This window comes from Pseudomonas sp. 58 R 12 (genome assembly GCF_900005865.1).
Taxonomy (GTDB): Bacteria; Pseudomonadota; Gammaproteobacteria; order Pseudomonadales; family Pseudomonadaceae; genus Aquipseudomonas; species Aquipseudomonas tritici.
Genome location: NZ_CVTP01000016.1, coordinates 185,845 through 205,833, shown reverse-complemented (window position 1 = coordinate 205,833; position 19,989 = coordinate 185,845). Strand labels below are relative to the sequence as shown.

Annotated in this window: 18 protein-coding genes and 1 riboswitch; of the genes, 6 read left to right on the top strand and 12 right to left on the bottom strand. The window is 60.3% G+C overall.

The window, feature by feature from the left end; all coding sequences use genetic code 11:
* Positions 1-20 precede the first annotated feature (20 nt).
* Positions 21-599 (top strand): YceI family protein, encoded by a 579-nt coding sequence (locus BFP95_RS10250; protein WP_049711142.1) that lies wholly within the window; start codon positions 21-23, stop codon positions 597-599.
* A 370-nt stretch (positions 600-969) separates the two neighbouring features.
* Here the strand turns inward: BFP95_RS10250 and BFP95_RS10245 are convergent, their stop codons facing one another.
* From BFP95_RS10245 to ahcY, 5 genes are all read right to left on the bottom strand, one after another.
* Positions 970-2,856 carry a DEAD/DEAH box helicase gene (locus tag BFP95_RS10245; protein WP_065871915.1) on the bottom strand — a complete coding sequence of 629 codons (1,887 nt, stop codon included), beginning with the start codon at positions 2,854-2,856 and terminating at the stop codon, positions 970-972.
* A 221-nt stretch (positions 2,857-3,077) separates the two neighbouring features.
* Complete coding sequence (locus tag BFP95_RS10240; protein ID WP_065871914.1) at positions 3,078-3,869, bottom strand: substrate-binding periplasmic protein; 792 nt, start codon at positions 3,867-3,869, stop codon at positions 3,078-3,080.
* A 63-nt stretch (positions 3,870-3,932) separates the two neighbouring features.
* Positions 3,933-5,015, bottom strand: a complete 1,083-nt coding sequence (locus BFP95_RS10235) for a hypothetical protein (protein WP_065880172.1) — start codon at positions 5,013-5,015, stop codon at positions 3,933-3,935.
* A gap of 82 nt (positions 5,016-5,097) precedes the next feature.
* Positions 5,098-5,943, bottom strand: coding sequence for a methylenetetrahydrofolate reductase [NAD(P)H] (gene metF / locus BFP95_RS10230; protein ID WP_065871912.1), 846 nt, complete (start codon positions 5,941-5,943; stop codon positions 5,098-5,100).
* 123 nt (positions 5,944-6,066) lie between these two features.
* Positions 6,067-7,476 carry an adenosylhomocysteinase gene (gene ahcY, locus BFP95_RS10225; protein ID WP_049711147.1) on the bottom strand — a complete coding sequence of 470 codons (1,410 nt, stop codon included), beginning with the start codon at positions 7,474-7,476 and terminating at the stop codon, positions 6,067-6,069.
* A 21-nt stretch (positions 7,477-7,497) separates the two neighbouring features.
* Positions 7,498-7,604, bottom strand: a riboswitch (S-adenosyl-L-homocysteine riboswitch).
* 198 nt (positions 7,605-7,802) lie between these two features.
* On the opposite strand from ahcY, the gene BFP95_RS10220 reads away from it, so the two are divergent.
* The 3 genes from BFP95_RS10220 to BFP95_RS10210 all read left to right on the top strand — a co-directional run bounded on the left by BFP95_RS10220 (position 7,803) and on the right by BFP95_RS10210 (position 11,197).
* Positions 7,803-8,207 (top strand): acyl-CoA thioesterase, encoded by a 405-nt coding sequence (locus tag BFP95_RS10220; RefSeq protein WP_065871910.1) that lies wholly within the window; start codon positions 7,803-7,805, stop codon positions 8,205-8,207.
* A 99-nt stretch (positions 8,208-8,306) separates the two neighbouring features.
* A complete protein-coding gene (locus tag BFP95_RS10215) occupies positions 8,307-10,238 on the top strand; it encodes a patatin-like phospholipase family protein (protein ID WP_065871909.1) in 1,932 nt (643 codons plus the stop codon).
* Between the two features lie 71 nt (positions 10,239-10,309).
* Positions 10,310-11,197, top strand: a complete 888-nt coding sequence (locus tag BFP95_RS10210) for a formate/nitrite transporter family protein (RefSeq protein WP_065871908.1) — start codon at positions 10,310-10,312, stop codon at positions 11,195-11,197.
* On the opposite strand, the gene BFP95_RS10205 is transcribed toward BFP95_RS10210, so the two are convergent.
* On the bottom strand, positions 11,191-12,450 hold the full coding sequence (locus tag BFP95_RS10205; protein ID WP_065871907.1) for a cation:proton antiporter: 1,260 nt from the start codon (positions 12,448-12,450) through the stop codon (positions 11,191-11,193). The genes BFP95_RS10210 and BFP95_RS10205 overlap by 7 nt on opposite strands.
* A 192-nt stretch (positions 12,451-12,642) precedes the next feature.
* On the opposite strand from BFP95_RS10205, the gene BFP95_RS10200 reads away from it, so the two are divergent.
* The gene (locus tag BFP95_RS10200) at positions 12,643-13,029 is read left to right on the top strand and encodes an MAPEG family protein (protein ID WP_065871906.1); all 387 of its coding nucleotides are present in this window, start codon (positions 12,643-12,645) and stop codon (positions 13,027-13,029) included.
* 72 nt (positions 13,030-13,101) lie between these two features.
* Here BFP95_RS10200 and BFP95_RS10195 read toward each other — a convergent pair whose 3' ends face one another.
* Positions 13,102-14,286 carry a murein transglycosylase A gene (locus BFP95_RS10195; protein WP_065909976.1) on the bottom strand — a complete coding sequence of 395 codons (1,185 nt, stop codon included), beginning with the start codon at positions 14,284-14,286 and terminating at the stop codon, positions 13,102-13,104.
* Between the two features lie 129 nt (positions 14,287-14,415).
* Here BFP95_RS10195 and BFP95_RS10190 point away from each other — a divergent pair, with 129 nt between their 5' ends.
* Complete coding sequence (locus BFP95_RS10190; protein WP_065871904.1) at positions 14,416-14,865, top strand: c-type cytochrome; 450 nt, start codon at positions 14,416-14,418, stop codon at positions 14,863-14,865.
* Positions 14,866-14,871: 6 nt separating this feature from the next.
* On the opposite strand, the gene BFP95_RS10185 is transcribed toward BFP95_RS10190, so the two are convergent.
* The 5 genes from BFP95_RS10185 to BFP95_RS10165 form a co-directional block, all read right to left on the bottom strand.
* On the bottom strand, positions 14,872-15,267 hold the full coding sequence (locus BFP95_RS10185) for a DUF1090 domain-containing protein (protein ID WP_065871903.1): 396 nt from the start codon (positions 15,265-15,267) through the stop codon (positions 14,872-14,874).
* 39 nt (positions 15,268-15,306) lie between these two features.
* Entirely contained in the window at positions 15,307-16,971 is a 1,665-nt protein-coding gene (gene ligB / locus BFP95_RS10180) for an NAD-dependent DNA ligase LigB (RefSeq protein WP_065909974.1), read from the bottom strand.
* 95 nt (positions 16,972-17,066) lie between these two features.
* Positions 17,067-17,417: a hypothetical protein gene (locus BFP95_RS10175; RefSeq protein WP_065909972.1), complete on the bottom strand. Its 351-nt coding sequence runs from the start codon at positions 17,415-17,417 to the stop codon at positions 17,067-17,069.
* 222 nt (positions 17,418-17,639) lie between these two features.
* Positions 17,640-18,830 carry a methionine adenosyltransferase gene (gene metK, locus BFP95_RS10170; protein WP_049711157.1) on the bottom strand — a complete coding sequence of 397 codons (1,191 nt, stop codon included), beginning with the start codon at positions 18,828-18,830 and terminating at the stop codon, positions 17,640-17,642.
* An 18-nt stretch (positions 18,831-18,848) separates the two neighbouring features.
* The gene (locus tag BFP95_RS10165) at positions 18,849-19,844 is read right to left on the bottom strand and encodes an ArsR/SmtB family transcription factor (RefSeq protein WP_065871900.1); all 996 of its coding nucleotides are present in this window, start codon (positions 19,842-19,844) and stop codon (positions 18,849-18,851) included.
* Between the last annotated feature and the right edge of the window lie 145 nt (positions 19,845-19,989).

Below are 19,989 nucleotides of genomic sequence, written 5' to 3'. Positions count from 1 at the left end.
ACTCACAAGGAATAGAAAGCATGTTGAAAAAGACCCTCGCCGCTCTGGCAATCGGTACTGCCCTGCTGTCCGCAGGCCAGGTGATGGCTGCTGACTACAAGATCGACAAGGAAGGCCAGCACGCCTTCATCGACTGGAAAATCAGCCACCTGGGCTACAGCTACATTCACGGCACCTTCAAGGATTGGGACGGTACGTTCAGCTGGGATGCCGCCAAGCCAGAAGCCAGCAAAATCGCGGTCGACGTGAAAACCGCCAGCCTGTGGTCGAACCACGCAGAGCGTGACAAGCACATCGCCAGCAAAGACTTCCTGGACGTTGCCAAGTTCGCCGACGCCAAGTTCGTCTCCACCGCTGTTAAGTCCACCGGCGCGAAAACCGCTGACGTGACGGGCGACCTGACTTTCCACGGCGTGACCAAGCCTGTGACCTTCAAGGCCACGTTCAACGGCGAAGGCAAGGACCCGTGGGGCGGCGAACGTGCTGGCTTCAACGCCACCACCACGCTGAACCTGAACGACTTCGGGATCAAAGGCCCAGGTCCGACTTCCCAGACGGCAGACCTGGAAATTTCGCTGGAAGGTGTTAAGCAGAAGTAATTTTTGCCTGCACAAAAAAAACCGGATCTCAGTATCCGGTTTTTTTATGCCTGGAATGTGGTCAGTGTGAGAGCTGGCTTGCCTGCGATACCGCTATCGCAGCATAGGTATCTACACATTTTCAATGTGAGAGTGCGTAGCAGCTGTCGAGCCCCGGCGAGGCTGCGTTGGCGGCCTGTCTGACACACCGCTGACGCAGCCTCGCCAGGGCTCGACAGCTGCTACGCAGAGGGCTCGTTCTAGACGTGGAGATACCTATGGTTATCGCAGGCAAGCCAGCTCTCACAGAAAGGCACATTCGATTTATGTGACGTCCAAAAAAATGCCCCGTATCTTTCGATGCAGGGCATTTTTTATGAGGCTTTGAAAATCAGCGGTTGCGAGTCAGCAGCGCTGGTTTTTCACCACGAGGGCGGCCTGGCAGTTGATCCAACTGCTCAGGTGTCGGGAAGCGATCCGCTTTCGACTCCTTGTGGATGATCTTCGGCGCCGGGCCACCGCGCGGGTTCTGCACGGCTGGTTCGGACGAGCGAGGCTGGTCGTCACGGGCTGGGCGGCGGTTGTTGCTGCGCGAGTCTTCGCGACGGGCTTGACCGTCACGCGGTGCGCCATTGCGCGGGCCGCTGCGCTTGGCAGGTGGCGTGCCGGTGGTACCGCCGCTGCTGTTGCGCGGGCCGTTCTGACGACCGCCCTGAGGCTGGCCGCCACGTGGTGCGCCGGTACCTGCGCCCTGTGCCGGAGCACCTGGGCGACGGCCACGACCTTGGGCGGGTTTTGCCTGAGGTACGTAGTCAGCGCGGTTACCGAAGTTATCGATATCGTCGTCAAGGAACTCGTCCGGGGCGCGATCGGCAGCGGCGCGTGGCGGCTGGCTCGGCTGGCGCTGTTCGCGGGCTGGGGTACCTTCACGGGGCTTTTGCTCGCGGGCTGGGCGCTCGCCACGGCCGTTGGTTGGCGCTTTTTCCTTGCCGCCTTTGTCTTTGCCCTTGTCGCGACGACCACCGCCACCGCCGCCGCCGTTCGGGCCATCGCCCTTCGGACCGCGAGGGTTGCGTGGGTTACGCACGTCTGGGCGCTCGCGCGCTTCAGGCTTTTCAGCCTCCACGGCGCTGGAATCGAAGCCCATCAGGTCGCCGTCGGCGATTTTCTGCTTGGTCATGCGTTCGATGCTTTTCAGCAGTTTTTCTTCGTCCGGTGCAACCAGGGAAATGGCTTCACCCGAGCGACCGGCGCGGCCGGTACGGCCGATACGGTGCACGTAGTCTTCGTCGACGTTTGGCAGCTCGAAGTTGACCACGTGTGGCAACTGGTCGATATCCAGGCCGCGAGCGGCGATATCGGTGGCAACCAGGATGCGTACGCTACCGGCCTTGAAGTCGGCCAGGGCTTTGGTGCGCGCGTTCTGGCTCTTGTTGCCGTGGATGGCGACGGCGGTGAGGCCGTGCTTGTCCAGGTACTCGGCCAGACGGTTGGCGCCGTGCTTGGTGCGGGTGAACACCAGCACCTGTTCCCACGCGCCGGCGGTGATCAGGTGGGCAAGCAGCGAACGCTTGTGGCTGGCGGCCAGGCGGAATACGCGTTGCTCGATACGCTCGACCGTGGTGTTCGGCGGCGTGACTTCGATGCGCTCCGGGTTGTGCAGCAACTTGCCGGCCAGGGCGGTGATGTCCTGGGAGAACGTTGCCGAGAACAGCAGGTTCTGACGTTTGGCCGGCAGGCGGGCGAGGACTTTTTTCACGTCATGGACAAAGCCCATGTCGAGCATGCGGTCGGCTTCGTCCAGCACAAGGATTTCCACGTGGGACAAATCGACGCTGCCTTGGCCGCACAGGTCGAGCAAACGACCCGGGCACGCCACCAGCACGTCTACACCACGGGACATGGCCTGAACCTGTGGGTTCATGCCAACGCCGCCGAAGATGCAGGCACTGACGAACTTCAAGTCGCGGGCATACAGCTTGAAGCTGTCGTGCACCTGGGCGGCGAGTTCGCGGGTTGGGGTCAGGACCAGTACGCGCGGTTGGCGCGGGCCGTGACGCTGGGATTTGTCCGGGTGACCGTTGGGGAACAACCGCTCCAGAATCGGGAGGGCGAAACCGCCGGTTTTACCAGTACCTGTCTGAGCCGCAACCATCAGGTCGCGACCTTGCAACACGGCGGGAATGGCCCGCTGTTGCACCGGAGTAGGCTCGGTATAGCCCGCTGCCTCGATGGCGCGGACTAAAGCCTCGGAGAGACCGAGGGAAGCAAAGGACATGAGTAATCCTGTTTTAGTTAGGGCTTGGCCCAAAGGGATAATCTTGCCGGGCGTGAATGGCGCTTAGGGGAGCGCAATCCCGTCCGGTCCTGCTGCGTCTGGCGGGCACTCCACCGGCTCGCGCGGGCTGAAAGCTGCGCAGTAGCGGGGTTGGGTGCCTTTTTCAAGACCTCAGCGGCCGGGCGTAAGCCTGGCGGAAAGGCCGGAGTATAACAGAGCAATCACTGCGCGCTGCTTTCCTGCTGCTCAACGGTGTGTACAGACCCCGTAATCGCTTGGATTCCACCATATTTTGCACTCAAGGCGGTGTAGGCCGGCTCTTGTTTGAAGCGTTTAAGTTCTGCGGCGAAGCGTTGTACCAGCAGGTCCATGCCCGCGCCACGGCGCACGGCGAGGTACTGCTGCTGGCGGCTGACCACTGCCGGCGCCTGGCTGACCTTGCCCTCGAGGCCCAGTGCCTTGATCACATGCTGACCCACCCGGCGATCGGTAATCAGCAGATCGATGCGCCCGAGCATCAATTTGCCGAAGTTGGCCTCATGACTTGGGGCTGCTTCGCGGTTGAACAGGGTCGAATCGCTGAATTCTGCGCCGTACAGGTAGCCCGGTGACGTACCGACGGTAAGGCCGCGCAGCGCTTCGAGGCTTTCGGCGGGATGAGGGCGCTCATTGGCGTAGAACAGCACGAACTCCACCTCCGACAGCGGTTCGCTGGGGTAGAGCAGCAAGGCGTCGCGCTCATGGCTGTGGAAAATGTCCAAGGCGCCATCGGCCTGTCCCTGGTCCAGCATCGCCAGGCAGCGCTTCCAGGGCAGGAATTGCCATTGCACCTCGACCCCCAGGCGCTGGAACACGATGACTGTGGTTTCGTAGTCCAGCCCCTGCATGCTGCCGTGTTCCTCATACACGTAGGGTGCCCAGGGCTCGGTCACAATGCGCAATTTCTCGCCATAAGCGGCCAGACTCAGGCAAGTAAAAAGGGCAGCGGTCGCAAGCTTCAAAATGATGGACATGCCCTGAGGTTACGACGCTCCTGCATTAAAGAGAAGCTCTGGCACACGCATCTGCGGACGCTGCTATTTGGCCTCTGAGGTCATCAGGTGTTCGTAGATGGCCGAGCGCCGCTTGCCAAGTATCAAGCGCACCAGGGGGTTGGCGAACCAGTGCTCCAGTTGGTGCGCGTCGACCGGGCATTTCTGGCGTTCTTCCTGATTTTGCAGGGCCTTGTCCCACCACACCGGGCCGCACGCCTGGTCGAATTCGTTTTCGTGCTCGTAGCAGCCGTAGAGAATCTCGCGGATGAACTGCTGCTTACGCTTGGGCAAAGCCAGGGTGATCAGCTTGTACATTTGGCGTTGCAGGCGCGGCGGGCGTGGCAGGTGGGCGGATACCTTGCGGGTATCGGCCAGTGCCACGGCGCTGGTGGGGGCGGCGGCGTGCTTGGCGACCCACGCCAGGACCTTGGCGCGGAACAGCTGTTTGCGGCTCCAGTAATGATGGATCAGGTCCGGGCATTGGCGTACGTTGAGCGCACGGTACGCGGCCACCGACAGGCAGAACTCTTCCAAGGTGTAGGCGCCGCGGGCCATCGGGAACAGCTCGTCCATCAGCGCGATCGAGCGGTCAAGGAGGTACGCATCCTGCCGGGCCATGCCCATGACGCCGGAGTTGAGCAGCCACATCTCATCGTCGGCTGCGCCTTGTTCTGCGAGGTGTTTGGCCAGGGTTTCATACAGCACGCTTTCGCGGTTATCGCCGTACTTGGCGTGGAAGGCGTTGCACAACAAGGTGCCGGGTGCGACGCGTTCGAACAGCGCCATGGGCGAGTCGTGGAAAAACGTGTCGGTGTCGATCAACAGCGCCTGTTCCGCCGTTTCCAGTACCTGGCGCAGCAGCACATGCTTGGTTCGAAAGTGGTAGCCGTGGGGCTCGCTCCACTGTTTGCGCGTGGCTTCGTCTAGTGTGCGGACCTGCACCGGCAAGCCCACGTAGGGCGCCGGGTTGTCGCTGAACACCTGAATGTCCAGCGGCATGTCCTGGGCACCGCCCAAATGAGACAGCGCGCTGGCGATGCTGAATACGGCTTCCTGATGGTAGGTCTCGGCGCCGAATACCAGGTAAACCAACTGCGGGCGAGGTGTCGGGGACGCTGTATTCATTTACTGCGGGCTTCCATTCCAAGGATGTTTGAACAAAAAAAGCCCCCGTATGAACGAGGGCCTGGATGCTACTCAAACGACCTCAGCGCGGCAGCTTGAGGTTGTTCCAGATCGCAAGGCTCGGCTCAGCCTGGTTAAGGGTATAGAAGTGCAAGCCTGGCGCGCCACCTTGCAACAAATCTTCACACATATTGGTGATGACCTGTTCGCCGAACGCCTGGATGCTCTTGACGTCGTCGCCATAGGCTTCCAGTTGTTTGCGCACCCAGCGTGGAATCTCGGCACCGCAGGCGTCAGAGAAGCGCGCCAGCTTGCTGTAGTTGGTGATCGGCATGATGCCCGGCACGATCGGGATGTTCACACCCATGGCCTGTACCCGCTCGACGAAGTAGAAGTAGCTGTCGGCGTTGAAGAAGTACTGGGTGATTGCGCTATTGGCACCGGCGTTCGCTTTACGGACGAAGTTTTGCAGATCGTCTTCGAAATTGCGTGCCTGCGGGTGCATCTCCGGATAAGCCGCCACTTCGACATGGAAGTGATCGCCGGTTTCTTCACGAATGAAGCTCACCAGGTCATTGGCGTAGCGCAGCTCACCGCTGGCCATGCCCATGCCGGACGGCAGGTCGCCACGCAGGGCAACGATGCGCTTGATGCCGGCTGCCTTGTATTGGGTCAGCAGGCCGCGCAGGTCGCTCTTGCTGTCGCCCACGCACGACAAGTGCGGCGCGGCGGGAACTTTGACTTGGCTTTCCAGCTGCAACACGGTGTTGATCGTGCGATCACGGGTCGAGCCACCGGCGCCGTAGGTGCAGGAAAAGAAGTCGGGGTTGTAGCTGGCCAGCTGCGTAGCAGTCGCCATCAGTTTTTCATGCCCAGCATCGGTCTTGGTCGGGAAGAACTCGAAGCTGTAGCGACGGTCTTGGGACATGGTAATACCCTTTGAAACTCAGAAGGCCGACGGTGCCCCCCTGTAGGAGCGAGCTTGATGTGGCGAGGGAGCAAGCTCCCTCGCCACAACAAGCCCGCCCCCAGCAAAGCAGGGGGCTGTGACTCAGTAGCGGTAAGCGTGCGGCTTGAACGGACCTTCAACGGTCACGCCGATGTAATCGGCCTGGGTCTTGGTCAGTTGAGTCACTACGCCGCCGAAGCCACGGACCATTTCCAGGGCCACTTCTTCGTCGAGTTTCTTCGGCAGTACTTCCACGGTCAGGCGCTCGGCTTTCTGGGCTGGCGACAGGTCGGCGTACTTCTGGCCGAACAGGAAGATCTGCGCCAGTACCTGGTTGGCGAACGAGCCGTCCATGATGCGGCTTGGGTGGCCGGTGGCGTTACCCAGGTTAACCAAACGGCCTTCGGCCAGCAGGATCAGGTAGTCATCGTTCTGCGGGTCGAAATCACCAGCGCCGGTACGGTGAACCTTGTGCACCTGCGGCTTCACTTCTTCCCATGCCCAGTTCTTGCGCATGAAAGCAGTGTCGATCTCGTTGTCGAAGTGACCGATGTTGCAGACAACGGCGCGCTTCTTCAGGGCTTTGAGCATGTTTGCGTCGCAAACATTCACGTTGCCGGTGGTGGTCACGATCAGGTCGATTTTGCCCAGCAGGGCTTTGTCGATGCTTGCTTCGGTGCCGTCATTGACGCCATCGATGAACGGCGAAACCACTTCGAAGCCGTCCATGCAGGCTTGCATGGCGCAGATCGGGTCAACTTCGGAGACTTTAACGATCATGCCTTCCTGGCGCAGGGACTGGGACGAACCTTTGCCCACGTCACCGTAGCCGATCACCAGGGCTTGCTTACCCGACAGCAGGTGGTCAGTGCCGCGCTTGATGGCATCGTTCAGGCTGTGACGGCAGCCGTACTTGTTGTCGTTCTTGCTCTTGGTCACCGAGTCGTTGACGTTGATGGCAGGGATTTTCAGCTCGCCCTTGGCCAGCATGTCCAGCAGGCGGTGTACGCCGGTGGTGGTTTCTTCGGTCACGCCGTGGACGCGGTCGAGGATCTGCGGGTACTTCTTGTGCAGCAGCTCGGTCAGGTCGCCGCCGTCGTCGAGGATCATGTTGGCATCCCAAGGCGCGCCATCTTTGAGGATGGTTTGCTCCAGGCACCACTCGTACTCTTCTTCGGTCTCGCCTTTCCAGGCGTAAACCGCGATACCGGCAGCAGCGATAGCGGCAGCGGCCTGGTCTTGAGTCGAGAAAATGTTGCAGGACGACCAACGCACTTCGGCACCCAGGGCTACCAGGGTTTCGATCAGCACGGCAGTCTGAATGGTCATGTGGATGCAGCCGAGGATCTTCGCGCCTTTGAGCGGTTGCTCAGCGGCGTACTTGCGACGCAGGCCCATCAGGGCAGGCATTTCGGATTCGGCGATAAAGGTTTCGCGACGGCCCCAGGCGGCGAGGGACATGTCGGCGACTTTGTAGTCGGTGAAATCTGCAGGCGTGTTGACAGCGCTCATGAAGAGCCTCCATTCGTAGTGTGCGAATGGGCGCCGTTGTGCGTTTAGTATCAGGCCGAATAAACCAGGCCGGACAACGCCCCATCCGAGCCTGACAGGTTGAACCTGCTGCAGCGCCCCTCGGACAGGTGGCGGGAGAACGGTATCAACCAGAGATGACCGTTTTGAAACGGAGGCGATTATAGCTGTGTGCGCCAGACTTCCCAAGCCTTTCTGTCGGCCATATGAAGATCGCTCATGGGGTTGATAGGCAATGGCTCATAGAGCTTGGGGGCGGGCTCTGCCATGATGTTGCCCATCATTTCGCAACACGCTTTGGAGTGACCATGAACTTCCACACCCGCAAATGGGTAAAACCCGAAGACCTCAACCCCAACGGCACCCTGTTCGGCGGCAGCCTGCTGCGCTGGATCGACGAAGAAGCGGCGATCTACGCCATTGTGCAATTGGGCAATCAGCGCGTCGTGACCAAGTACATCTCCGAAATCAACTTCGTCAGCGCCTCGCGCCAGGGCGACATTATTGAACTGGGCATCACCGCCACCGAGTTCGGCCGCACCTCCATCACCCTGACCTGTGAAGTGCGCAACAAGATCACCCGCAAAAGCATCCTGACGGTCGAGAAAATGGTCTTCGTCAACCTCGGTGAAGATGGGTTGCCTGCACCTCACGGCCGCACCGAGATCAAATACGTGAAGGATCAGTTTCAGGACGACAGCCTTCCCGAATAACCACGCCGCGGTTTGATTTGCTTTACCAAATCATTCCGCATGGATCGTTGCGCGGCGCGCTCATCACTCAGGACCACACCCTGTAGAGAGAGCCCGTGGATGAAAGTGTTTAATTCGATTGCGCAGATTCATCCCTCATTGGGTGAAGAGGGTCATTTCCCGCCCCATCAAGCTGAGAAGACGCCTCTGGTGGAGGGCGTTGGCGAGCGCAACCTGACGCTCCTGCGTGATAACCAGGGACGGGTAGAGGTGATTTTATCGGCACCGCCCGTCACGAGCTTGGTGCTCAGTGGTGGTGGGGCCAAGGGCATCGCTTTTTCGGGGGTGGTGCAGGCACTTGAGGACGTCGGACAGCTGCAAGGTATCCAATCGACCTCCGGCTCATCTGCCGGTGCGATTTCAGCGGCGCTGATTGCTAGCGGAATGGGGGCTGCGGCGTTCGACAGGTTGTCGGACAGCATCAATTTGCCAAGCCTGTTGAACAGCAAAGGTGCCGTGACAGCCTGGATGCAGGAGGTCAGTACGACACTTGGCAAACTCGCTGGCCACTTGCCCGGCTCCGTCGGCACTGTTTCTCAGTTGTTGATGACCTTGCTGCCCCGCTTCCAGACTGAAGCCTTGCCCCTGGAAGAATTGATCCGCAAAGAGACGCGCGAGTCGATTCTTGGCCACATCGCGCAAACCCCTCGGGAAACCCGGCCCGCCGAAGTCATCGACATTGCTGACAAACTGAGTGCCGGTGGCGCTCCCACGTTTGGTGATCTCGAGGTGTTGAGCCGGCATATTCCTGCGATCAAGCAACTCAATATCACCGGTACCGGCATGTTTGGCGGCCGCCCGCAGCTGGTGATGTTCAATGCCAGTCTGACCCCGCAGATGGACATCGCCAGGGCGGCGCATATTTCGGGTGCGCTGCCGGTGCTGTTCAAGAACCCGGTGGAGCAAGGTCATGGTTTCCAGGCGTCAGCTGAAACCACCGCGTTCAAAGACGGCGGCTTGCTGCTCAATACCCCGGCGCCAGGCGTGGTGGAACGGTTATTTCCTGATAGCCCCTTGAACAAATCTGAATCGTTGATCGTCAAGTTCGAGGCTGGCATCACTGATGCGCCAGTGCGCAGTGGCAGTTTTTTCAGCCGTGTGGCCGACCGCATTACAGGCGTTGCGCATTCGGCCGCTGGCGCCTTTCAAGACAAAAAGCTCGAAGCGTTTGCCGATCAGATTGTGACATTGCCCCTCAAGACCGAAAAAGGTGACTTTCGTGGCCTGCTCACGGGCACGGTCAACTTCACTATGCTGGATGAACAGAAGCAACACCTGCAGGCAAAGGCGCGTCAAGCGGTGGGGGCACATTTGGAACGTCGCACGACGGCACTTGAGCATCACGCGTTCCATTCGCTGGATGAGGCAGTGCTGGCCATGGATGATGAAATGCTCGCCAGTGTGCAACCGACACTGCACAAGGACCCGGCCGCTGCTGATGTCCTCATGTTTCGAAAGAGCGCGCAGCAGGTGTTGAAAACCCTGGATGACGCGATTGGCGAGGCCAATCAGTCACAGGTCGTGTTGGTGTTCACGCCGAAAATATCAACGGCATTGCGTAATCTGGATGCCCTCGCCCAACGGCCTGAGCAGATCGATTGGTTGGCGCGGCGCCTCAATGTTGCAGGCCAGCGCAATTTCCAGCAGTTGCTGCAAGTGGCGGCCAGGCAGATCGCAAGCGATGCGGTGCCGATGTCCAACGTCATCGGCGGCGCTGTCGCCGAGATGAAACTGCGTGATATAGCGATGAAGGCTGAGAACTTCACACGGGAAGTCATTTATCCCTCGTTGTTTCGGCCGGGCCAACCCGAGTCCAACGTGGAGCTGTTGTACCGCACAGCTCAAGACCTGGCGCGGGCAGACACGCCCGCCGAATTCAACCGGGTGCTCGATACCCTCAGTGACGGCTACAAAGCGCGTAACAAACCCTGGGACAAGGCGTCCAGTTCGACCACTGTGGAGATGGCCAAGGCCTGGCGTGTGCAGGTTTAGTTGCTTGGCCACTGAACAGCCACTGTGGCGGCGTGTCGTAGCTACAGGCACCCCTTGGACTCTGGATAATCATGGCCACTGACGAATCAGGCAAAACCGCTAATCTGTCGCAGGAAGAGCAGCAGGACGTCGACAAAAACCAGCCGCCCCGTGCGGCGGTGCTGCATGAAATCATCCGCACTCAGGGCGACCAGGAGCTGGAGCGTAATGTGGCTGCGTTGTGGTGGTCGGCGTTGGCTGCTGGCCTGACCATGGGCCTTTCATTGATGGCGATGGGGCTACTCAATTCGCGCCTGCCGGACGGCGAAGGATTCAAGGTTATTGCCAGCTTCGGCTACTGCGCGGGCTTCCTGGCGGTCATTTTGGCGCGCCAGCAACTGTTCACCGAAAACACGCTGACCGCCGTGCTGCCCGTGATGAGCAAGCCCACCCTCGGCAACGCGGGACGCCTGTTACGGTTATGGACCGTGGTGCTGGTGGGCAACCTGTGTGGCACTTTGCTGGTGGCTTACGTGATGTTGCACCTGCCGATCTTTGACACCAAGACCGACATGGCCTTCCTCGACATTGGGCGCAAGATCATGGAAAACGATGCCGGTCAGATGTTTGCCAAGGGCATCATTTCCGGCTGGATGATCGCCACCATGGTCTGGATGATCCCCTCCATGGAAAGCGCCAAGATGTTCATCATTATCCTGATCACCTATCTCATGGCGCTGGGGGACTTCACTCACATCGTCGTGGGTTCGGCAGAGGTCTCGTATCTGGTATTTGCAGGCGAGTTGCCGTGGAAGGATTTCTGGTTGGTGTTTGCCGGGCCGACCCTGGCCGGCAACATCATTGGTGGCAGCTTTATCTTTGCGCTGATCAGTCATGCGCAGATTCGCAGCGAAGGCAGCCTGCCGGGCAAGAAAGCTGCGGACCCTAGGCATCCGCAGCAGATCAACAAGGATCAGTGAGCGTCAGGCGTAGCCTGGGGCTCGTCCCGGGTTACGCGCTTGACCAGCTTGCCGATGCTCAAACCCTGCAACAGGATTGATGACAGCACCACGATGTAGGTGATGCTCAGCAGCAGGTCGCGCTCCGGGCCCAGCGGCAAGGCCAATGCCAGTGCCACGGAAACTCCGCCGCGCAAACCACCCCAGGTGAGGATGCGGATGGTGCCGCGTGGCACCGTGCGCCAGCGCCGCAGCAACAGGATCGCCGGGGCCACGGTCAACAGGCGTGACAACAGGATTGCCACCGCCAGCAAGCTGGCAGCGAACACGTGCAGCCAGTTGAAGGGCAGCAACAGCAGCTCCATGCCGATCAAGGCGAACAGCAGGGCGTTGAGCATGTCATCGAGCAATTCCCAGAAACCGTCGAGGTAGCGGCGGGTCATGTCGTTCATCGCCAACTGGCGGCCCAGGTTGCCGATGATCAGGCCGGCTACCACCATCGCAATTGGAGCGGAGACGTGTAGCTCGGTGGCCATCGCTGAGCCGCCGATCACCAGAGCGAGTGTCAGCATTACCTCAATCTGGTGCTGCTCGATGCTCTTGATCATCAGGTACACCAGGTAGCCGATGAGGCCACCGAACACCACGCCGCCAATGGCTTCATGGGCGAAGAGCATCGCGGTGGCGCCCACGGTCGGCGTTTCGCCCAGCTGTGCGATGCCCAATAGCACGGTGAAGACCACCACTGCAGTGCCGTCGTTGAATAATGATTCGCCGACGATGGTGGTTTTCAACGGTTTTGAGGCATTGGCGGTACGCAACACACCGAGCACCGCAATCGGGTCGGTGGGCGAGATCAGTGCGCCGAACAGCAGGCAGTAGAGGAAACTGACGTGCCAGCCGAACAGGGCAAAAATGTAATACGCCAGGCTGCCGATCACCGCGGTGGCGATCAATACGCCAAAGGTCGCCAGCAGGCCGATGGGCCAGCGGTAACTGCGTAGGTCGTTCAGGTTGACGTGCAACGCGCCGGCGAACAGCAAGAATGAGAGCATCCAGTTCATCAGCAAATCGCCAAAGTCGATCTGGCCGATCAACTGCTGGATGCGCTCTTCCAGTCCTGGGTAGCCGAGCAGGCTCAAGCCTTGCAAGAACAGGGAAAATATCAGGGCCGTGACCATCACGCCGATGGTGGGCGGCAGGCCGATAAATCGGAAGTTCACATAGGTGAGCAGGCTGGTGAGGCAAATGAAGGCGGCGACAAGTTCAAGCATCCGGGGTCCTTGGAAGTTGAGGGGGAAACGTGGGTGAGGGGATGGACCGCCGCGACGGCGGGATGTTGCAAACTGCGAGGTAAAAGGCCATAGAACCTTTCCACACGCTACGGTTCATAGCGGTAGGGTGCGGCCTGGTGTTTTTAGCGCTAAAACTCTAATCGCTGTTTAAAACTAAAAAAGGAATGAGTCATGACGGTCGCTTTCTGGTGTGTGTTGATCGCAATTTTTCTGCCTTACCTGTGTACCGGCGTGGCCAAGTTCAGCGGCGGAAAGTTTCGGCCGCGCCACAACCACGACCCGCGTGCATTCCTCGAGACGCTCGACGGGGCTGCCAAGCGAGCCCACAGTGCACAACTCAACAGCTTTGAAGTCACCCCGGCATTTGCGGCGGCGGTTATCGTCGCGCACCTGGCCGGTACGGCTGAATTGGTGACCATTAACGTGCTGGCCGTGCTGTTTATCACCAGCCGCTTGTTGTACATCATTTGCTACCTGGCGGACTGGGCGATGCTGCGCTCGGTGGTGTGGGCGGTGGGCATGGCGTTGATTGCGAGCTTCTTCTTTGTCTCGATCTAACGGTTGACGCGAATCCTGCTGTGGGAGCGAGCAAGTCGCACCGCCGCTCCCACATTTGATCTTCAGTGTCTGTCAGCTTCCGACAGGTGCATCCGGCACTTGCGGCAACGCTGCGCCCTTGGGCCACAGCATCCAGATCTGGCCCTGCTGTTTCATATTGCCCGCCAGTTCACCGGCTGCATCGCCGGTGCCCCAGAACAGGTCCGCGCGCACTTCACCGGTGATTGCTCCGCCGGTGTCCTGTGCGGCCACGGGTCTCGTGATCGGCGAGCCATCCGGCTTGGTGGTCGACAGCCACAACAGACTGCCCAACGGAATCACCTTGCGATCCACCGCTACGCTGTAGCCAGGGGTCAGCGGCACGTTCAAGGAGCCGCGCGGGCCTTCGTTGCTATCGGGGCGGGCGCTGAAGAACACATAGCTCGGGTTACTCGCCAGCAGTTCCGGAATACGCTGCGGATGCGCCTTGGCCCAGGCGCTGATGGCATCCATGGTCACGTCTTCTTTCTTCAACTCGCCTTGCTCCACCAGCCAGCGACCGATCGGGCGGTAAGGGTAGCCATTCTGGTCGCCGTAACCGACACGAAGTTGGCGCCCGCCCGCCAGTTGAATCCGGCCCGAGCCCTGGATTTGCAGGAATTGCAGGTCCATCGGGTCTGTCAGCCAGGCAATCGGTTTGGCGGTTGAACCCTGGCCGTTGATGGCGCTGGCATCGTCATAGGGCTTGAGTACGCGACCTTCCAGGCGACCCCGCAGACGCTTGCCCTTGAGCTCGGGGTAGATGCTTTCCAGGTTGACGATGATCAGGTCGTCTGGCACGCCGTACACAGGCACGTTGGCTTTGGCGGTCTTGGTCAGGCTGCCGGGGTAGACCGGTTCGTAGTAGCCGGTTATCAAACCGTTCGGGGTGTTGTCGGCCGAGCGCAGACCGAACACATCCAGGCGCTCTTTTAGAAAACCGCGCACTGCCACTGCGTTGCTCGGGACCGTGGCGGCTGCCGCACAGGTCGCGCCCCATACCGGGTCGGCCTTGAGGCGTTGGCAGGCGCTGCGCCAGGATTCGAAGCCGGCCAGCAGGTCGCTGTCGGACACTGCTGGCAAGGCTTCCCACGGCGCACTGACATAGGTGGCGACGGCGTGAGGCTTGGACGTTTCATCCTTGGCTGTTTCTTTGCCCGCGTCGCAGCCGGCCAGTAGCGCGATCATCGGTAGAGCCCACGCCAGGCGGCGGCTCCAGGGTTTCAAGCTGACATTCATACAAATAATTCCTGAAGCGATTGCCCACGTCGCAGCGCTTTTTGGCAACCCTTATTAATAATAGGGCTATTGGTCTTTGCGGGCGGGGCGAGGATACTGGCCGCCGTTTCCCGTGACCTCGAAGCCACCATGACTTTTAAAAGACTGACCGTTGTACTGCTGGCCTGCCTGACACTGTCCGCCTGTGGCGGCGTTGATCCGAATTCGCCGCTGGGCCAACGCAAGGCGATCTTCAAGCAGATGCTCAAGACCGGCGAAGACCTGGGCGGCATGTTGCGTGGACGCCTCCCGTTCGACGGCGCGAAATTTGCCGAAGGTGCGGTCAAACTGGATGCGTTGTCCCACGAGCCGTGGAAGCATTTTCCAAGCGTGCGCGAAGAAGATCACACCAGCGCCAAGGACGATGTCTGGCAGAAACAGGCGCAATTCCAGCAATTGGCCCGCGACCTTGAGGCGGCCACCGGTGAATTGGTGACCGCCAGCCAAGTGCAGCCTTACAAGGCGAGCAACCTGGGGCCAGCGGTGCAAAAAGTTGAAGATGCCTGCAGCGCCTGCCATAAGCAGTTCCGCGACCACTGATCGGTTTTACTGGTCGAGCTCCTCCACGGCATCCTGCAGTTCCTTGCGGGACTCGGCGAGCTTGTCCTTACGTTTGTTGATCTTGTCCGCGTCGCCTTTTTTCATGGCCTTGTCCAGATCGGCCTGACGGCGGCTGACCTCATGCTTGGCGTCGAGCACCTTGTTTTCCCGCTCCTTCTTCAGGGATGCGTCGGTGCAGTTGGCGGTGACTTCGCTCAGGGCTTTTTCCAGGCCGGCTTGTTGCGCACTGTTGCCGTGGGCCTTGGCCTGTTCGATCTGGGTGCTGATGGCTTGGCGCTTGGCGGCGCAGCCGGTGAGCTGCGGTACGTCCTCCGCAGCCAGCAGCGGAGTGGTCATGAAGCTTGCGACGGTCAATAGGGCAAGCGGTGCTAGAAATTTCATGTGGGGCTCCAAGGTCGCAATCTGGTGGCCGGCTGCGGTCTAAAACCCGTCGATGCCGGCCGCGCGTAATGTGTCTGCCAAGGCCTGTACTTGCGGGTCGCGGAAAAAGGCGCTCAATTGCGCTGCGCGGCCCGGGCCGATGCCCTCGATGGCCAGCCAGGCTTGGGTATCTCTGGCGACCAGCGTCTGCCAGTCGCCTTCCAGGTTGTTACGTGCCGCAGGCGGTACCCCCAAGGCTTTGAGCCATTGTGCGAAGGGCCGTTGCCGCGCGCTGTGAAGGCTTTCGAGGACGCGCGCGCGGCTGCGATCACCGAAGCCATCAATGTTAGCAAGCTCTGCCGCATCCAGGGTCAACCAATCGAGAAAGCCTGCGATTAGACCGGCCTGGATTAATACGTTCCAGGTCTCGCGGCCTATGTGTGGCAAAGCGAGGCCCTCGTTGCCGCTCAGCCAGGTAAGGCGTGCCAGCAATTGTTCTTCACAACCGGGGTCCAGTTGCCAGCAGCTCAACGCGTGGAATTTTCCTGGGTTGGGCACTGGCAGCTCCGCCCTTGTGGTGTTGCGCAGAATGACCTCATCCAACCGAGGGATGACTTGGCCCGCCAGGCTGATGGAAACCTGGTCACCGGGGCGGATATCCAGCGCTTGCCAGCGCCTCAATGAGCCCGCGCTCACCCGGCTGATCTGCCGGTCATCCAATCGCACCGGTTCCAACTCCAGCATGGGGGTCACGCGCCCGGTGCGGCCGATCTTGAATTGCACGTTACGCACCAGCGCCAAGGCCTTGGCCGCCGGGTACTTCCAGGCAACCGCCCAGTAGGGCGCGCTGACCTGCCAGCGATCGGCGGGTGCGCGCTGCGCCTGGTGCAACACCACCCCATCGCTGGCGAACGGTAGAGGGTGGTTGTACCAATAGGCACGCCAGTGCGTGGCTTCGTTGATGTCGCGGATGGGCTGGCTGTATCGCCGGCTATCGGTGAAACCCCAACTTGCCAGCGTGGCCAGGCGCTCGGTGAACCCTGCCGGCCCCTCGGGCCAGGCCCAGACGAACAGACCAATGCCGGCGGCGTCGGTGTCGCTTAATTGTTTGCGGTTCATCAGCCCGGCCACCTTGCTGCGGGCATTAAGCCCTCCGCTTGCCGATTGCACATGGTCGTCGAGGTGCCAATAGAGTTCGCCTTGCAGCACCACGTCGATAGGCTCTGGCAATTGCTGGACAATGCTGGGGATTTTTCGCGCGGAGGCAGACCAGTCGTGGCCCTTGACGCCATCGCCTCGGCTGATGACTTGACTCAGGCGCCCCTGGCGATACACCACAGTCACTGCCACACCGTCTACCTTGGGTTGAATCCAGACATCCTCGCGTGTACCCAGCCAGATACCGACTGCCTGTTCATCCAGCAGTTTCTCCAGGCCGGTGTGGGCAACGGGGTGAGGCAGGGTTCCGCGTGAACTCGCGAGAGGGGTGTTGGGCGTCGCAGTGGGTTCGGGAAAGCACCGACGCCAGTGGGCCAAGCGCTGGCGCGCCTGGTCGTAGAGTTCATCGCCGACCGGGGATTGGCCAAGCCGGTGGTAGCTGTCATCCCACTGGCGGATCTGTTCGGCCAGGGTGCCGACCTGCGAGCGGGCTTCGTCCGGGCAGCCTTCGGCCCACACCCAGAAGGGTAATGCGCTGAGTAAAAGGGCAAACAATAAACGCATCATGAGCATCCTTGCTCGGAAAGGGTGCCCAGCCTAAATGATCCTCGCGGGCACAAAAAAGCCCCGACAGTGCGAGGCTTTTTACTGGGTGTTTCTATTTACTTGAACAGACCGCCCAGGGCTTTCACTGCGTCGGGCTTATCGGCCTTGGCCTCCTGGTTTTGCTGCTTGGCGTCGGCTTTGGCCTGGGCTTCAGAGAGTTTGTTGCAACCTTTGTTGATCTGGTCCTGCGCGGCTTTGAAAGCCTTCACTGTCAGCTTGTCCTTTTGGGCTTCGGCGACATCGATCTTGGTTTGCAGGTCTGCAGATTGCTTCTGGCAGTCGCCGGAATTGCCGCCACCCAGTTGGGCGCCCAGGGCGCCACTCAGTGCGCTCAGGTCGGCGGCGTTTACCGGCAGGGCGAACAGGCTGAGCAGCAGGGCGGCAGGGGCGAGCGTGGAGATGCGCATGAAAAACCTCAATGTTCGATTGCCTGCGCACGTGTCTATCCCGGGCTGGCGCAGGGCAATATCCAAATAAGGTAGAGGGCCCGAGAGGGCGCGGATTCTAGAGCGCCATCATTGTGCCTGCAAGGTTTGGATCCAAAAAATGTGAAGGTCGTCGCGCGAATTGCCGTGCAATAAAAAGCCCCGCCAGGCGAACCCGGCAGGGCTTTTGTGTACCAGGAGCGATTACAGGCCGGCGGCAGTCCGCAGGTCGTTGGCGCGGTCGGTTTTTTCCCAGGTGAAGGTGGTGAAGGTGTCGTCGCCGACAGTCTTCTGCGCAGGGGTACGACCGAAGTGGCCATAGGCTGCGGTTTCCTGGTACATCGGGTGCAGCAGGTCGAGCATGGTGGTGATCGCGTAAGGGCGCAGGTCGAAGATCTCACGCACCAGTTTCACGATCTTGTCATCGCCGATCTTGCCGGTGCCGAAGGTATTCAGCGAGATCGACGTAGGCTGGGCCACGCCGATGGCGTAGGAAACCTGAATCTCGCAACGCTCGGCCAGGCCGGCTGCGACGATGTTCTTGGCCACGTAACGGCCGGCGTAGGCGGCCGAACGGTCAACTTTGGAAGGGTCTTTACCCGAGAACGCGCCACCGCCGTGACGGGCCATGCCGCCGTAGCTGTCGACGATGATCTTGCGACCGGTCAAGCCGCAGTCGCCTACCGGGCCGCCGATGATGAACTGGCCAGTCGGGTTGATGTGGAACTGGGTGTCCTTGCTCAGCAGTTCGGCAGGCAGCACGTGCTTGACGATCAGCTCCATCACGCCTTCGCGCAGGTCGGCATAGGACACGTCCGGGTTGTGCTGGGTCGACAGAACCACAGCGTCGATACCGACGACTTTGCCGCCTTCATAACGGCAGGTCACCTGGGACTTGGCATCCGGACGCAACCACGGCAACAGGCCGGATTTACGGGCTTCGGCCTGGCGCTGCACCAGTTGGTGCGAGAAGGTGATCGGTGCTGGCATCAGCACGTCGGTTTCGTTGCTGGCGTAACCGAACATCAGGCCCTGGTCGCCTGCGCCCTGGTCTTCCGGCTTGGCGCGGTCGACACCCTGGTTGATGTCCGGGGATTGCTTGCCGATGATGTTCATCACGCCGCAGGTCGCGCCGTCGAAGCCGACGTCGGAGCTGTTGTAGCCGATGTCGGTGATCACGTCACGAACGATCTGCTCAAGGTCAACCCAGGCAGTGGTGGTCACTTCGCCAGCGATGATCGCTACACCGGTTTTCACCAGAGTCTCGCACGCCACACGGGCGAACTTGTCTTCAGCAATGATGGCGTCCAGCACCGCGTCAGAAATCTGGTCGGCGATTTTGTCCGGATGCCCTTCAGACACGGACTCGGAGGTGAAAAGGGAGTATTCGCTCATCTCGATGTTTTCCTGATTTTACCGATGGTGAGTGTCGCCAGCCGGCCGCTGAAAATGGCGGACCTGGATCTGGAAACCATTACGTAAACCTACATAGAGGCTTTCCCCGGGAACGAGTCCCGCAGCGGTGGCCCAACGGGCCAGATCGTCCTGTTCAAAACCCAACCAGAGATCACCGCAGGCCTCCCTGGCCCAATTCTGGTTGTGGCTGCATAAATCCGTAACCAACAGGCTACCGCCGGGGTGCAGCAACCCGGCCATTTGTTTGAGCGCGTCGGCGGGGGCGGCGAAATGGTGCAAGACCATGTTCAACACCACGCAGTCGGCTTTAATCGCTGTGCTATTCAATGCATCAGCCAGTTGCAGGCGCACATTGCCCAGTGCCTCGCGCTCGCAGAGCTGGCGCGCCAGTTCGAGCATCGCCGGGCTGTTGTCCAGCGCCGTGACCTGGTGAAAACGCCGAGCCAGTTCCGGCAGGAAACCGCCATCGCCTGGGCCGACTTCGAGTGCCGTGGCCTCATCACTGAAGCTCAGCTTGTCGAGCAGCGCCAGTACGCTGTCGCGATATTGGGCAAGGCCGGCAATCAGGTCTTGCTGGGCGCGAAACTTGTCGGCAACCCGTGCGAAAAAATCCTGGCTCGCGGCAGCCCGCTGCCCGTGGACCTGGCCGATGCGGGACTGCACATCCCCCGGCAGCAGCAGGCTGTCCACTTCTTCAAGCAGGGCGGCGTGCAGCTTGCCACCGAGCAGTTCGGTGTGGGGCAGGGCGCGGCGGTAGAAAATCGCATTACCTTCACGGCGGGTGGCCACCAGGTCGGCCTGGGCCAATACCTTCAAGTGGTGACTCATGCCGGACTGGCCAATGGCGAAGATCTGCGCCAGTTCCAGTACGCCGAAGGAATCGTTGGCCAGCGCGCGTAATACGTTCAAACGCAGCGGATCGCCAGCGGCCTTGCACAAGGCTGCCAGTTCATCGCCGTCGTCGGGGCGCAGTGAGGGCATGGGTAGATTCATAAGGCCAGCAGTCTAGTGATGGGTGGATAACCCCGCAAGGCCAATATCAAAAAGTTTTGATATTGGTCGATAAGTGGTGGTTACAAGCAGCCGCTATAACCTTTAGACGAACCGGTTAAAGGTTTATGCAAGGGATTGGCGCCCA